The organism is Streptomyces sp. A18 (assembly GCF_059026065.1).
The window spans coordinates 287,184-301,064 of sequence record NZ_JBWLKL010000008.1 but is presented as its reverse complement, the minus strand read 5'-3'; the positions used below and the strand labels follow the sequence as shown (position 1 = coordinate 301,064).

General features: G+C 70.9%; 16 protein-coding genes. 10 read left to right on the top strand and 6 right to left on the bottom strand.

The features are described 5' to 3' along the window. Nucleotides 1-97 precede the first annotated feature (97 nt). A complete protein-coding gene (locus AC5P1C_RS16615) occupies nucleotides 98-649 on the bottom strand; it encodes a hypothetical protein (RefSeq protein WP_493866592.1) in 552 nt (183 codons plus the stop codon). Between the two features lie 108 nt (nucleotides 650-757). Here AC5P1C_RS16615 and tsaB point away from each other — a divergent pair, with 108 nt between their 5' ends. The 4 genes from tsaB to AC5P1C_RS16595 are packed head-to-tail and all read left to right on the top strand — an operon-like array spanning nucleotide 758 to nucleotide 3,294. Further along, entirely contained in the window at nucleotides 758-1,414 is a 657-nt protein-coding gene (gene tsaB / locus AC5P1C_RS16610) for a tRNA (adenosine(37)-N6)-threonylcarbamoyltransferase complex dimerization subunit type 1 TsaB (protein ID WP_493866591.1), read from the top strand. 29 nt (nucleotides 1,415-1,443) lie between these two features. Continuing rightward, nucleotides 1,444-1,917: a ribosomal protein S18-alanine N-acetyltransferase gene (rimI, locus tag AC5P1C_RS16605; protein ID WP_493866624.1), complete on the top strand. Its 474-nt coding sequence runs from the start codon at nucleotides 1,444-1,446 to the stop codon at nucleotides 1,915-1,917. Continuing rightward, the gene (gene tsaD / locus AC5P1C_RS16600; RefSeq protein ID WP_493866590.1) at nucleotides 1,910-3,040 is read left to right on the top strand and encodes a tRNA (adenosine(37)-N6)-threonylcarbamoyltransferase complex transferase subunit TsaD; all 1,131 of its coding nucleotides are present in this window, start codon (nucleotides 1,910-1,912) and stop codon (nucleotides 3,038-3,040) included. Before rimI ends, tsaD begins: the two co-directional genes overlap by 8 nt. Continuing rightward, the gene (locus AC5P1C_RS16595) at nucleotides 3,037-3,294 is read left to right on the top strand and encodes a hypothetical protein (RefSeq protein WP_493866589.1); all 258 of its coding nucleotides are present in this window, start codon (nucleotides 3,037-3,039) and stop codon (nucleotides 3,292-3,294) included. Before tsaD ends, AC5P1C_RS16595 begins: the two co-directional genes overlap by 4 nt. Nucleotides 3,295-3,310: 16 nt before the next feature. Here the strand turns inward: AC5P1C_RS16595 and AC5P1C_RS16590 are convergent, their stop codons facing one another. Next, nucleotides 3,311-3,511, bottom strand: coding sequence for a hypothetical protein (locus AC5P1C_RS16590; protein ID WP_493866588.1), 201 nt, complete (start codon nucleotides 3,509-3,511; stop codon nucleotides 3,311-3,313). A gap of 509 nt (nucleotides 3,512-4,020) precedes the next feature. Between AC5P1C_RS16590 and AC5P1C_RS16585 the strand changes: the two genes are divergently transcribed. Further along, complete coding sequence (locus AC5P1C_RS16585; RefSeq protein WP_493866587.1) at nucleotides 4,021-4,377, top strand: YciI family protein; 357 nt, start codon at nucleotides 4,021-4,023, stop codon at nucleotides 4,375-4,377. Nucleotides 4,378-4,447: 70 nt separating this feature from the next. Further along, on the top strand, nucleotides 4,448-5,749 hold the full coding sequence (locus AC5P1C_RS16580) for an RNA polymerase sigma factor (RefSeq protein ID WP_493866586.1): 1,302 nt from the start codon (nucleotides 4,448-4,450) through the stop codon (nucleotides 5,747-5,749). A gap of 78 nt (nucleotides 5,750-5,827) precedes the next feature. On the opposite strand, the gene AC5P1C_RS16575 is transcribed toward AC5P1C_RS16580, so the two are convergent. After that, entirely contained in the window at nucleotides 5,828-7,054 is a 1,227-nt protein-coding gene (locus AC5P1C_RS16575; RefSeq protein WP_493866585.1) for a class I SAM-dependent methyltransferase, read from the bottom strand. A gap of 91 nt (nucleotides 7,055-7,145) precedes the next feature. Between AC5P1C_RS16575 and AC5P1C_RS16570 the strand changes: the two genes are divergently transcribed. From AC5P1C_RS16570 to groL, 3 genes are all read left to right on the top strand, one after another. Next, nucleotides 7,146-8,093: a polysaccharide deacetylase family protein gene (locus tag AC5P1C_RS16570; protein ID WP_493866584.1), complete on the top strand. Its 948-nt coding sequence runs from the start codon at nucleotides 7,146-7,148 to the stop codon at nucleotides 8,091-8,093. A 494-nt stretch (nucleotides 8,094-8,587) separates the two neighbouring features. Further along, nucleotides 8,588-8,896 carry a co-chaperone GroES gene (gene groES, locus AC5P1C_RS16565; RefSeq protein WP_006347174.1) on the top strand — a complete coding sequence of 103 codons (309 nt, stop codon included), beginning with the start codon at nucleotides 8,588-8,590 and terminating at the stop codon, nucleotides 8,894-8,896. 120 nt (nucleotides 8,897-9,016) lie between these two features. Further along, the gene (groL, locus tag AC5P1C_RS16560; protein ID WP_493866583.1) at nucleotides 9,017-10,639 is read left to right on the top strand and encodes a chaperonin GroEL; all 1,623 of its coding nucleotides are present in this window, start codon (nucleotides 9,017-9,019) and stop codon (nucleotides 10,637-10,639) included. Nucleotides 10,640-10,774: 135 nt separating this feature from the next. Here the strand turns inward: groL and AC5P1C_RS16555 are convergent, their stop codons facing one another. Next, complete coding sequence (locus tag AC5P1C_RS16555; RefSeq protein ID WP_493866582.1) at nucleotides 10,775-11,548, bottom strand: SDR family NAD(P)-dependent oxidoreductase; 774 nt, start codon at nucleotides 11,546-11,548, stop codon at nucleotides 10,775-10,777. Nucleotides 11,549-11,661: 113 nt separating this feature from the next. Further along, entirely contained in the window at nucleotides 11,662-12,339 is a 678-nt protein-coding gene (locus tag AC5P1C_RS16550; RefSeq protein ID WP_493866581.1) for an MOSC domain-containing protein, read from the bottom strand. 79 nt (nucleotides 12,340-12,418) lie between these two features. Between AC5P1C_RS16550 and AC5P1C_RS16545 the strand changes: the two genes are divergently transcribed. Then, nucleotides 12,419-13,315 (top strand): LysR family transcriptional regulator, encoded by an 897-nt coding sequence (locus AC5P1C_RS16545; RefSeq protein ID WP_493866580.1) that lies wholly within the window; start codon nucleotides 12,419-12,421, stop codon nucleotides 13,313-13,315. Between the two features lie 23 nt (nucleotides 13,316-13,338). Here the strand turns inward: AC5P1C_RS16545 and AC5P1C_RS16540 are convergent, their stop codons facing one another. Continuing rightward, nucleotides 13,339-13,701, bottom strand: coding sequence for a WhiB family transcriptional regulator (locus AC5P1C_RS16540; RefSeq protein ID WP_493866579.1), 363 nt, complete (start codon nucleotides 13,699-13,701; stop codon nucleotides 13,339-13,341). Nucleotides 13,702-13,881 lie beyond the last annotated feature (180 nt).

Genomic DNA, 13,881 nt, shown 5'->3' with positions numbered 1-13,881 from the left:
CCATCGGGGATTTCCATGCGCGATCTGCTGGCCGCCGGAGCGGCGGCGAGCGCGGTCTCGACCCCGCCGCGCGATCCGGCACCCTCGGGCGACGCCCCTACGGAACGACGACGACCTTCTTGCTGATCGTCGCGAACTTCCACATGGCGTTGCCGTCCTTGCGCGACTCGCGGATGCCGCCGGTCTTCTTCGACGGGTCGGGCTTCGGCGTCGAGCCGTCCACCGCCGCGCTGAAGCCGATCGCGATGCCGTCCACGTTCGCGAAACGCACGACGTGCTCGATCGCGACGCCGTCCGTTCCGGTGACGGTTCCCGAGCGCGAGGTGACGGTGTACGTGCCGGGGGCCGGGTCCACCGTGCTCGGCGTGACCTCGAACGTGCGCTGTGCCTTGCCGGAGCCGGAGACCAGCCATACGCGGTCGTCGCCCACCGAGTAGACGACCCGCTCGCCCGTACCGGACTGTGCGGGGACCGCCGTCGGGTCGCCCTTGTCCTTGGGGGAGCGCGAGGCCGAGGCGGAAGGGTTCTTGTCCGGTTTCTTGCCCAGGGTGTCCGGCGCGCTGGCCGATGCCTGGTAGGCGAGGAAGCCGACCGCGGCGAGCGCGGCGGCGGTGAGCCCGGCCACGAATCCCGAGCTGCTCCTGGACAACTGCGCCACCCTCTTCGTACTCCGTACGGCTACTGGGTGACGTTAGCAGCAGGTGTGCGGCATCCTCGGTCGGCCGTGCGCCGTGCGCCGGAGCCGTAGGCTATTCGCGTGCTCTTGCTCGCTCTGGATACCGCCACTCCCGCCGTCACCGTCGCGCTGCACGACGGCTCGTCCGTCGTCGCAGCCTCCAGTCAGGTGGACGCCCGCCGCCACGGCGAGCTGCTGCTCCCCGCCGTCGACCGCGTGCTCGCCGACGCCGGGCTCAGACTCGACGCCGTGACCGGCATCGTCGTCGGGGTCGGCCCCGGCCCCTACACGGGGCTGCGCGTCGGCCTGATGACCGCCGACACCTTCGGCCTCGCGCTCGGCGTGCCGGTGCACGGGGTGTGCACGCTCGACGGCCTCGCGTACGAGTCCGGCATCGAGGACGGCCCCTTCGTCGTCGCCACGGACGCGCGCCGCAAGGAGGTCTACTGGGCCCGGTACGCGGACCCGCGCACCCGCCTCACCGACGCCGCCGTGGACCGCCCCGCGGACATCGCGGACGCGGTGGCGGGCCTGCCCGCCGTCGGCGCCGGCGCGCTGCTCTACCCCGAGACCTTCCCGGACGCCCGCGCCCCCGAGCACGTCTCGGCGGCCTCGCTCGCCTCCCTCGCCGCCGAGAAGCTCGCCGCGGGCGAGGAGCTGCAGGCCCCCAGGCCGCTGTACCTGCGCCGCCCGGACGCGCAGGTCCCCAAGAACTACAAGGTGGTCACCCCCAAGTGACATCCGTGACGACAGTCGTCCTGCGCGAGATGCGCTGGTGGGACATCGAATCTGTCTTCGTCCTCGAGAAGGAGCTCTTCCCGGACGACGCCTGGTCGCGCGGCATGTTCTGGTCCGAGCTCGCCCACGCGCGCGGGCCGCTGGCCACCCGCCGGTACGTGGTGGCGACGGACGAGGACCGGCTCGTCGGGTACGCGGGGCTCGCGTCGGCCGGCGACCAGGCCGACGTACAGACCATCGCGGTGGCCCCGAGTCACTGGGGCTCGGGGCTCGGCTCCCGGCTCCTCACCGACCTGCTGACCGCGGCCACCGCCTTCGAGTGCGGCGAGGTCATGCTCGAGGTGCGGGTCGACAACACCCGGGCGCAGAAGCTGTACGAGCGCTTCGGCTTCGAGCCCATCGGCTTCAGGCGCGGCTACTACCAGCCGGGCAACGTGGACGCCCTGGTGATGCGTCTGACCGATCCATCGACATCCGTACAAGGAACCGACACCCATGGCTGACTCGCGCGACCAACCTCTCGTTCTCGGCATCGAGACCTCCTGTGACGAGACCGGCGTCGGCATCGTCCGCGGCACCACCCTGCTCGCCGACGCCGTCGCCTCCAGCGTCGACGAGCACGCGCGCTTCGGTGGCGTCGTGCCCGAGGTCGCCTCGCGGGCGCACCTCGAAGCGATGGTGCCGACCATCGACCGCGCCCTGAAGGAAGCGGGCGTCACGGCCAAGGACCTGGACGGCATCGCGGTCACCGCGGGGCCCGGCCTCGCGGGCGCGCTGCTCGTGGGCGTCTCGGCGGCCAAGGCGTACGCATACGCGCTCGGCAAGCCGCTCTACGGCGTCAACCACCTGGCCTCGCACATCTGCGTCGACCAGCTGGAGCACGGCACGCTGCCCGAGCCGACGATGGCGCTGCTCGTGTCGGGCGGCCACTCCTCGCTGCTGCTCTCCTCCGACATCACATCGGACGTCCGCCCGCTGGGCGCGACCATCGACGACGCGGCGGGCGAGGCCTTCGACAAGATCGCGCGGGTGCTCGACCTCGGCTTCCCCGGCGGCCCCGTGATCGACCGGTACGCGAAGGAGGGCGACCCGAAGGCGATCGCCTTCCCGCGCGGCCTGACCGGGCCGCGCGACGCGGCGTACGACTTCTCCTTCTCCGGCCTGAAGACGTCCGTGGCGCGCTGGATCGAGGCCAAGCGGGCCGCGGGCGAGGACGTGCCCGTGCGTGACGTGGCGGCGTCCTTCCAGGAGGCGGTCGTCGACGTGCTGACCCGCAAGGCCGTGCGGGCCTGCAAGGACGAGGGCGTGGACCACCTGATGATCGGCGGCGGCGTGGCCGCCAACACGCGGCTGCGCGCGCTCGCGCAGGAGCGGTGCGAGGCGGCCGGGATCCGGCTGCGGGTGCCGCGGCCGAAGCTGTGCACGGACAACGGCGCGATGGTGGCGGCGCTCGGCGCGGAGATGGTGGCGCGGAACCGGTCCGCATCCGACTGGGATCTGTCGGCGGACTCCTCGCTCCCGGTGACGGAGCCGCACGTCCCGGGCAACGGGCACGGCCACGACCACACCCACACCCACGACCACGACCACGTGCACGAGGTCAGCAAGGAGAACCTGTACCCGTGACCGTCGCGCTGATGTGGGAGGCCCGCGCGGCCGAGGGCCGTGGCGAGGAACTGCTCGCCTGGGCGCGGGCCCAGGCCCTGGACGGCGCCCCGATCCGACGCGAGAGCTTCCGCGCCCCGCAGGACCGGGTCCTCGTCCTGACGTGGTGGGACGCGCCGTGCGACGCCGCACTGCCCGAACTGCCCGAGCCCGCATCGGAGTTGGTGACGCGGGCGGTGCACCGGTGGCGGTTCGAGTCGGTCGGCCTGGGCTGACGCCGCTACCGGCCGGCTACCGGCCGATGGGGCGCCGCGCCGGCCCCAGGAGGCCGTCGATGACCGCTGCCAGCTGTGTGGACACGTCGTACTCCGCCGTGAGTTCAAGCCAGCGGTCCGCCGGCGCGGTGAGGTGGGGGAGTTCCTCGGCGTCGGCGTCCGTGAGCATGTCGGGGAAGTAGCGCCTTCGGTCCGGCTCCTGCGCGCGGCGGGCCATCGCCTGGCGGAAGACCAGGGCGCCGTAGACGCAGTGCCAGATGGTGCGGTAGGCGGCGACGGCCTGGGACGGGGTCAGTCCGCAGGTGGTGCAGCGGCGACGACCTCGGCTTCGGGGCCGACTCGCTGCTCTGGGTCGTCAACGCCTACGCGCTCGCCTTCGGCGGCCTCCTCATGCCGGGCGGGCGCCTCGCCGATCTGGCGGGCGGCGGCGCACCCTGATCGCCGGGTTCGTGGTCTTCGGCGTCGCGAGCGTGGCGGGAGGGCCGGCGCAGACGCCGAGTCCTCGCCGAGCTGCTGGTGGCGGCGGCCGTGGCCACCGCGGTGCTGCATCGTGCGCCTGCACGGCTGCGGCCTGCGGAAACGCGCACCCAAAAAGATTCTTCGAAGAATCTCGGCGGCGATGTCGATCCGGGCGTCTCCCGTTCGACGCACAGGTGAGAGGCGGGGAAGAGCCCCGCCCGTCGCGGGCCCGCAGGGCATGCGACGACAGCCGAAGGAGACATGACCATGCCGCGCTACCTGACGATGATCCGCATCGACGAGAAGAACTCCCCCGAGGGCGGGCCCAGCCCCGAGATGGGTGAGCGCATGGGCGCGCTGCTCGAAGAGATCACCAAGGCCGGGGTGATGCTCGACACCGCGGGGCTCACCCCGACCGCCCAGGGCACCCGCGTCCACTGGGAGGGCGGTCAACTGTCCGTCACGGACGGGCCGTTCACCGAGGCCAAGGAGGTCGTCGGCGGCTACTCCATCGCGCAGTGCAAGGACAAGGCCGAGGCGATCGAGTGGGCCAGCCGGTTCCTGAAGGTCCATGACGAGGAGTGGACGGTGACGGCGGAGGTCCGGGAGATCATGGAGGGCTGAGCCCGAACCGCGGGCTGGGGGGGGCGCCGGTCTTTGCGGCGCCCCGCGGAGGGTGCTCTGATGGGTGGCCGTGACGGCCCACTCTTCAGAGCACCCTCGCCCGGACACCCCCCGCAACGCCATCGAGACCGTCTTCCGCATCGAGTCCCCGCGTCTCATCGCCGGTGTCGCGCGCATCGTGCGGGACGTGGGAATCGCGGAGGAGCTCGCGCAGGACGCCCTGGTCGCCGCCCTGGAACAGTGGCCGCACACCGGCGTCCCCGACAACCCGGGCGCCTGGCTGACGACCACCGCCAAGCGCCGCGCCATCGACCTCGTACGCCGCAGGGAGCGCTACGCGCGCAAGCTGGAGGAGATGGGCCGCGACCTGGAGGCCGCCCCGCCCCACGTCGACGAACCCGCAGTCTCCGTCGTCGATCCTGACTACATCGACGACGACCTCCTGCGCCTCGTCTTCACCGCCTGCCACCCGGTGCTCTCGGCCCAGGCCCGCATCGCGCTCACGCTGCGGCTGCTCGGCGGCCTGACGACGCCGGAGATCGCCCGCGCGATGCTGGTCCCCGAGGCGACGGTGGCCCAGCGCATCGTCCGCGCGAAGCGCACCCTCGCCGCCAAGGGCGTGGCCTTCGAAGTGCCGTACGGTGCCGAGCGCGAGACCCGGCTCGGGTCGGTGCTCGAAGTCATCTACCTGATCTTCAACGAGGGGTACGCGGCCACGGCGGGCGACGACTGGCTGCGGCCGTCGCTGTGCGAGGACGCGCTGCGCCTCGCCCGTGTGCTGGCCGCACTGATGCCCCGGGAGCCCGAAGTGCACGGCCTGGCCGCGTTGTTGGAGCTCCAGGCGTCCCGCTCGGCGGCACGGACGGGACCGAAGGGTGAGCCGGTGCTCCTCGCGGACCAGGACCGCCGCCACTGGAACCGACCGCTGATCCGGCGGGGCTTCGAGGCGCTCGGCCGTGCGCGGTCCGTCTCGACGGGCGGCCCGGGTCCTTACGAGCTCCAGGCCGCGATCGCCGCGTGCCATGCGAACGCCTTGTCGTACGAGGACACCGACTGGTCCCAAATCGTGGTGCTGTACGGGTTGTTGGGGGCGCGCACTCCGTCGCCCGTGATCGAGCTGAATCGGGCGGTGGCGGTGTCGATGGCCTCCGGCCCGGCACAGGCGCTTGAGCTGGTGGACGCGCTCGCCGATGAACCCGCCCTGAAGGATTACCACTTGCTGCCCAGCGTGCGGGGTGACCTGCTGGTCAGGCTCGGGAGGGTGACCGAGGCGCGGGAGGAGTTCGAGCGGGCAGCGGGGCTCGCTCGAAATGAGCGGGAGCGGGAGCTTCTGCTGGGACGGGCGGAACGGATCAGCCCGTCCGGCGTTTGAGGGCGAACTCGGCGAACTCGGCGAACTCGGCGAACTCGGCGAACTCGGCGAACTCGGTGCTGGCGGTGCTGGCGGTGCTCAAGGCTTCGGGGCAGCGGGATGTCGGTCCACCGGGCGCCCGATCAACATCGCCGGCGCCCCCGCCACTCGCGTCAGGAACACCGTCGCCGAGTTCTTGCCCTGCGGCTTCACCTTGCGGCGCAGTTCCTCCGGTTCCACCGCGGAGCCCCGCTTCTTCACCGTCAGGATCCCGACCTCCCGCTCCCGCAGCACAGCCTTCAACTTCTTCACGCCGAAGGGCAGTTGATCGGTGATCTCGTACGCCACCGCGTACGGAGTCTCGTGCGGCGCGTCGGAGGTGACGTACGCGATCGTCTCGTCGATCAGGCCGCCCTCCACCCGCGCGGCCACCTCCGCCACCAGATGCGCGCGGATGACGGCGCCGTCCGGCTCGTACAGATAGCGCCCGACCGCCCGCACCTCGGGGTCCGGCAGCATCGCGTCGAGCGAGGACCACAGGGAGGCGCCCGAGGGCAGCAGCGTGGCGCGGTGCGAGGACGGGGTGTCCGTGCCGAACCACAGCACGGCCTCCTTCACGTCACCGCCGTCCGAGATCCACTCCGCCGCGGCCTCGGCGGGCACCGCCTCGTGCGGGATGCCGGGGGCGATCTTCAGCGCCGCGTGCGGGGCCTTGCGGGCGGCCTCGATCGCCCAGGAGAGCGGTGGGGAGTAGGCCTCCGGGTCGAAGATCCGGCCCCGCCCGCCGCGCCGCGCCGGGTCCACGAAGACCGCGTCGTACGCGGCCGTGTCGACCTCGGTGACATCGGCCTCCCGCACCTCGATGAGGTCGGCGAGCCCAAGCGCGTCCGCGTTCGCGCGCGCCACCGCGCAGGTCAGCGGGTCGCGGTCGACGGCGAGTACGGCGATCCCGGCGCGGGCGAGGGCGATCGCGTCGCCGCCGATGCCGCAGCAGAGGTCGGCCACGCTCCGTACGCCGAGGGCCTTGAAGCTCTCGGCGCGGTGCACCGCGACGCTCGTACGTGTCGCCTGCTCGACGCCGTTCGGCGTGAAGAACATCCGGCCCGCGTCCTCGGCGCCGAACTTCGCCACCGCCCGCCGCCGCAGCCGCGCCTGCGCGAGAACCGCCGTGACCAGCTCCGCCGGGTGCTCGCGGCGCAGACGCGTGGCGACGGCGAGCTCCCTGGCCGGATCGGCCTCCCGCACCTCGTTGAGATCGAGCAGGGACCGGCCCTCGGCGGTGAGCAGCGCGGAGAAGGCGGTCAGGGCGGCGTCGAGGTCGTTCACCCGGCCCATTGTGGGCCAGTCGGTGGATGGTGCGCGCCCGGCGGCGGTGTCGGCCGGGCAGCCGGGCCGTGAGCTGCAAAGATCCGGCGCCATGCAGCTAGTACGACAAAACGACAAATTCTGGGCGAGGCGGAAGAATCAGAAGCCGGGCCGGGCGCGTGGGCGGGTGCGGGCCGGGGCCGCCGTGATCACGGCCGCCGCGATCGCCTCCGGCTGCGCATCGGGCACCGACGGCGCGGCCAAGCCCGCCCCCGGTCAGCAGCGCCTGGACGCGCCGCCCGCCCGCGCCCTCGACTCCTACGCCCAGAAACTCCGCGTCGCCCAGGTCGCCCGCGCCGCCGCCGCGAAGCGCTGGGGCCTGGCCAAGACCCCGCTGGCCGCGCCGCCCGCCCCCGCGGCGAAGCCGAAGATCACCACCCGCAAGGGGTTCGAGGTCAAGGGACAGGCGGGCCTGCCGCCCGTCTTCACGACGATCCCGACCAAGAAGAAGGTCGTCTTCCTGACCATCGACGACGGCGCCGAGAAGGACCCGGCGCTGCTCAAGATGATGAGCGAGCTGAAGATCCCGTACACCGCGTTCCTCAGCGACTATCTGGTCAAGGAGGACTACGCCTACTTCAAGAAGATGCAGTCCCGCGGTGTCTCGCTGAACAACCACACCCTCAACCACCCCTATCTGCCGGGGCTTTCGTACAAGGAGCAGCGGCGCGAGATCTGCGGCATGCAAGACGTCATCCAGAAGCAGTACGGCAAACGCCCCGAGCTCTTCCGCCCGCCGTACGGCAACTACAACGCGGACTCGCTGCGCGCCGCCAAGTCCTGCGGCATCAAGGCCGTTCCGCTGTGGGCGTCCGAGGCGTTCCCCGACCGCATGGACTGGCGCGAGTGGGACCGGGACCTGCACCCCGGCGACATCATCCTCACGCACTTCCGTGGGCGCGAGGACTGGAAGGGCACGATGCCGGACATGATCCGCAAGGTCATGAAGATCGTCACCGACAAGGGGTACGCGGTGGCCAGGCTGGAGGACTACCTGTGACCCGGCGGGCGCGGGCGCACCGCTGTCTCGCCGCGGCCCTTGCGGCGGGCGTGCTCGCGCCCGCGCTGCTCACGGGGTGCGCGCAGTCGGTGGACCCGATCGAACGCCTGGGCAGAAAGGCGGCGGAGAAGGTCCCGTCGAAGAAGCCCGGTGAACCGGGTCCTTCGCCCAGTTGTGCCCGGCCCGCGGGCCCACCGGAATCAGGGCGGAGCCCAGCTGCCGAGAAGGAACCACAGGACCCCGGAAGGCGTTGCCCGGAAGGGCGGGGAGACGTCCCCGTGGCCCCGCGGGGCAGCCCGTCCCCATAAGACCCGCGTCAGCGAATTAGCAGTCCGCTTGACCGAGTGCTAATCGTCGTCCTAGTCTCGGCCTTGGCACTCACCACTGGAGAGTGCCAACAGCGACGGGCAGGTCCGGCACCCGCGACGACGGATCCACCTGGTCGCCACCCCAGACTGTTAACCCCGTAGATCTCCGAAGGGGGAGACCGGATCGTGACGACCGCCAGCTCCAAGGTTGCCATCAAGCCGCTTGAGGACCGCATTGTGGTCCAGCCGCTCGACGCCGAGCAGACCACGGCCTCTGGCCTGGTCATTCCGGACACCGCGAAGGAGAAGCCCCAGGAGGGTGCTGTCCTCGCCGTGGGTCCGGGTCGCTTCGAGAACGGCGAGCGCCTGCCGCTCGACGTCAAGGTCGGCGACGTCGTGCTGTACAGCAAGTACGGCGGCACCGAGGTGAAGTACAACGGCGACGAGTACCTCGTCCTCTCGGCTCGCGACGTGCTCGCGATCGTCGAGAAGTAATTCACCCGAGCAGAAACATGCTTTGAGCTGCGCCCCTGGCCACCCCTGCTGATTGCCGGGCGGCGAGGGGCGCAGTTCGTTCGTCAAACCCGAGTTTTCCGAGAGGGCTGAACCGCTCCCATGGCGAAGATCCTGAAGTTCGACGAGGACGCCCGTCGCGCCCTCGAGCGCGGCGTCAACAAGCTTGCCGACACGGTCAAGGTGACGATCGGCCCCCGCGGCCGCAACGTCGTCATCGACAAGAAGTTCGGCGCCCCCACCATCACCAACGACGGCGTCACCATCGCCCGTGAGGTCGAGGTCGAGGACCCGTACGAGAACCTCGGCGCGCAGCTCGTCAAGGAGGTGGCGACCAAGACCAACGACATCGCGGGTGACGGCACCACCACCGCGACGGTCCTCGCCCAGGCCCTGGTCAAGGAAGGCCTGCGCAACGTAGCCGCCGGCGCCTCCCCGGCCGCCCTGAAGAAGGGCATCGACGCCGCCGTCAAGGCCGTGTCCGAGGAGCTCCTCTCGACCGCGCGCCCGATCGACGACAAGGCCGACATCGCGGCCGTCGCCGGTCTGTCCGCCCAGGACCCGCAGGTCGGCGAGCTCATCGCCGAGGCGATGGACAAGGTCGGCAAGGACGGTGTCATCACCGTCGAGGAGTCCAACACCTTCGGTCTCGAGCTGGACTTCACCGAGGGCATGGCCTTCGACAAGGGCTACCTGTCCCCGTACATGGTGTCCGACCAGGAGCGTATGGAGGCCGTCCTCGACGACCCGTACATCCTGATCCACCAGGGCAAGATCTCCTCCATCCAGGACCTCCTGCCGCTGCTCGAGAAGGTCATCCAGACCAACGCCTCGAAGCCGCTCCTGATCATCGCCGAGGACGTCGAGGGCGAGGCCCTGTCGACCCTGGTCGTGAACAAGATCCGCGGCACCTTCAACGCCGTCGCGGTGAAGGCTCCCGGCTTCGGCGACCGCCGCAAGGCCATGCTCGGTGACCTCGCCACCCTCACCGGCGGCACCGTCATCGCCGAAGAGGTCGGCCTCAAGCTCGACCAGGTCGGCCTCGACGTGCTCGGCACCGCGCGCCGCGTGACCGTCACCAAGGACGACACCACCGTGGTCGACGGCGGCGGCGACGCCTCCGAGGTCGCGGGCCGCGTCAACCAGATCAAGGCCGAGATCGAGTCCACGGACTCGGACTGGGACCGCGAGAAGCTGCAGGAGCGCCTGGCGAAGCTCGCCGGTGGCGTCTGCGTGATCAAGGTCGGCGCCGCCACCGAGGTCGAGCTCAAGGAGAAGAAGCACCGTCTGGAGGACGCCATCTCCGCGACCCGCGCCGCGGTCGAGGAGGGCATCGTCTCCGGTGGTGGCTCCGCTCTGGTGCACGCCGTCAAGGTGCTCGAGGGCAACCTCGGCAAGGAGGGCGACGAGGCCACCGGTGTCGCCGTCGTCCGCCGCGCCGCCGTCGAGCCGCTGCGCTGGATCGCCGAGAACGCCGGCCTCGAGGGCTACGTCATCACCTCGAAGGTCGCCGAGCTCGACAAGGGCTTCGGCTTCAACGCCGCGACCGGTGAGTACGGCGACCTGGTCAAGGCCGGCGTCATCGACCCGGTCAAGGTGACGCGCTCCGCGCTGGAGAACGCCGCGTCCATCGCGTCGCTGCTCCTCACGACCGAGACGCTGGTCGTCGAGAAGCCGGCCGAGGAAGAGGCTGAGGCCGGTCACGGCCACGGTCACTCCCACTGACCTGAGCCTGTAACCGAGGCCCGGTGCCCCCTGGTTGGGGGCGCCGGGCCTCCGTGCGTTTCCGGGTGCGGGCCTGTCGTGGCTGGTCGCGCAGTTCCCCGCGCCCTTAAGCAGTTCCCCGCGCCCCTAAAGGGGCTACTGCGGGCCGTACTTCCTGCCTGTCCTGGACGTCACGCTCCCCAGCAACGCCCTCGGCGTCACCTTCACCACGCCCATCATCGCCTTGTACCGCGGGTCCGGGATGGACACCGACCTGCCGCGGGCCAGGTCGGCGAGGCCCGCCGCGACCAGCTTGTCCGCGTCGAGCCACATCCACTTGGGGATGTTGGACGTCCCCATCCCGGCGCGCTCGTGGAACTCGGTCCGTACGAGGCCGGGGCACAGGGCCATCAACCGCACCCCCGAGCCGGCCAGATCCTTCGCCACACCCTGCGTGAACTGCACGACCCACGCCTTCGACGCGCCGTACGTCCCGCGCGGCACAAACGCCGCCACCGAAGCGACGTTCACCACGCCCCCGCGACCCCGCTCCCGCATCGCCTCCGTCGCCGCCGTCGTCAGGCGCAGCACCGCCTCGCAGTGCACCTTGAGCATCGTCAGCTCGTCCTCGATCGGCACCTCCAGGTACAGGCCCTTGTTGCCGAACCCGGCGTTGTTCACCAGGAGGTCGACCGGGTTCCTGCGGTCCGCGAGCCGCTTCTCGACGGCGGCGATCCCGTCGTCCGTCGCGAGGTCCGCGGTGAGGACCTCCGCCTCGATGCCGTGCCGGTCGTGCAGTTCGGTCGCCTGTTCCCGCAGTCGTTCGGTGTTCCGCGCCACCAGGACGAGGTTGTGGCCGTCACCGGCGAGCCGCCGGGCGAAGGCCGCGCCGATACCGGCGGTCGATCCCGTAATCAGAGCCGTAGTCATGCGCCAAGGCTAGTGAGATCCAGGCACCGCCGTGTCGCCCGGATGGCCTCCCGGCCTGCGGCGCTTCGGAATGCGCCGCAGGCCGGGCCCAAGTCGCCGGGGCCGGCGGTCGGTTACGACGTCTGCGATCCGTACTTCTCCACGTACTTCCGAGCCGTCTGGATCAACTCGGGATGGAGCGCGTCACCGGCGGCGAGCAGGCTCGGCAGCAGGTGCTTCTCCGTCATGACGGCCCTGAACTGGAGGGCGACGGTGATGTCGTGCCCCGGCCGGTGCACGACCTCGATCGGGTCACCGCCCCGGATCTCACCCGGCTCGATCACCCGCAGATAGGCGCCGGGAGAGCCCTCCTGGGTGAAGCGCCTGACCCACTTCGTCTCGCCGAGATGGCCCTGGAAGGTCTGGCAGGGGATGCGGCCCGACGTCACTTCGAGGAGCAGGTCAGGGCCCACGCGCCAGCGCTCGCCGATCTTCGCGCCGCTCACGTCGAGCCCGTACGTCGTGAGGTTCTCGCCGAAGGAGCCGTTGGTCAGCGGGTGGCCGAGCAGGCGCTCCCACGCGTCGAGGTCCTCGCGCGCATAGGCGTACACCGCCTGGTCGTTCCCGCCGTGGTGCCGCAGGTCGCAGACCTCGTCCCCGGCCACCCCGCTCCCGGCGACCCCCTTCGCGCCGGGAGCCGCCACCCGTACGGCCCCTTCGGTGGGCCGCTTGTCGATGCCGGTGCCGCCCGCGGGAGCGTCGGTGTACTCCACGGCCTTGAACCGGCCCAGATTCACGGAGAGAAGCTTCATGACGGCAGGTTAGGCGAGCTCACTCAAAGCGTCGAGGCATTATTGGGCGTTCGCCCCAAGCGTCACTTATGATTCATGCATGATCGAGGCCCGTCATCTCCGCGTCCTGCGCGCCGTCGCCACCACCGGCTCCTTCTCGGCCGCCGCGCGCGAACTCGGCTGCAGCCAGCCGGCCGTCAGCCAGCAGATGAAGGCACTCGAATCCTCCGCGGGTACGCCGCTGCTCATCCGCACGGGGCGTGAGATGCGCCTGACCCAGGCGGGCGAGGCCCTGGTCCGGCACGCCACCGGGATCCTGGCGGGGTTGACCGCGGCCGAGGAAGAGGTCGCCGCCATCGCGGGCCTGCGGGCGGGCCGGGTCCGCCTCGTCTCCTTCCCCAGCGGCAGCTCGACCCTGGTACCCGGCGCGCTGGCGGCCCTGCGTGCCGCGCACCCCGGCACCCGGGTCTCGCTCGTGGACGCCGAGCCGCCGCGCTCGGTCGAGATGCTGCGCGAGGGCGACTGCGACGTGGCGCTCGCCTTCCGCTATGACGGCGCGTCCGCGGCCGAGGAGTGGGACGACCTGGTCGTACGCCCTCTGCTCACCGATCGGCTCGTCGGCCTCGTGCCCGAGGGGCACCGCCTCGCCAAGGCCGAGTCGGTCGCCATCGGGGAACTGGCCGACGAGCCGTGGATCGCGGGTTGTCCGCGCTGTCGCAGGCAGCTGGTCGAGGTCTGCGAGGGGGCGGGTTTCGTGCCGCGGATCGATTTCGCGACCGACGACTATCCGGCGGTGATCGGCCTGGTCGGCGCGGGCCTTGGGGTGGCGGTGCTGCCCGAACTCGCCATCGAATCCGTACGCCCCAAAGGTGCACGCACAGTGACGGTGGAGCCTGCCGTCCAGCGCGAGATCGTCGCGCTCACTCTGCCGGATCTGGCGCAGGTGCCCGCGGTGGCGGCCACTCTTGACCACCTGGCGCGCGCCGCGCGGCGCTGAGCGCCTGTTGAAGAAACGTTCCTTCAGGTGTGCGTGACCATGCCGCCGCTTGCTGCCCTGGCAGCGGCCGATGCCGTCGCCGACGGCGTGGACGTCGTGACGAGGCGGTTGCGGGCGCGGCCCATCAGCTCTTCGCGCTCGTCCTCGGTAAGCCCGCCCCACACGCCGTACGGCTCCCGCACCGCGAGGGCATGAGCGGCGCACTCCGCGCGTACCGGGCACCTCATGCAGACCTCCTTGGCGGAGTTCTCACGCGCACTGCGCGCCGCGCCCCGCTCGCCCTCGGGATGGAAGAAGAGCGAGCTGTCGACCCCGCGGCAGGCCGCGAGGAGCTGCCAGTCCCAGAGATCTGCGTTCGGTCCGGGGAGGCGGGAGAAATCTGCCATTGCTTGTCTCCTGGTAGCCGTTCTGCGCGGATACGGTGCCCACGACCGTACATCTGCTGTCTAAGGAGATGAAAATATGACTCATTGGAAAATCTAGCCACAGACACCAGCAAAAGGGAAGGAAGGCGGCTAAATGGGGCATGGGTTGTGATGAAAGGTTGAGGGTCTCCCGCGCTACCA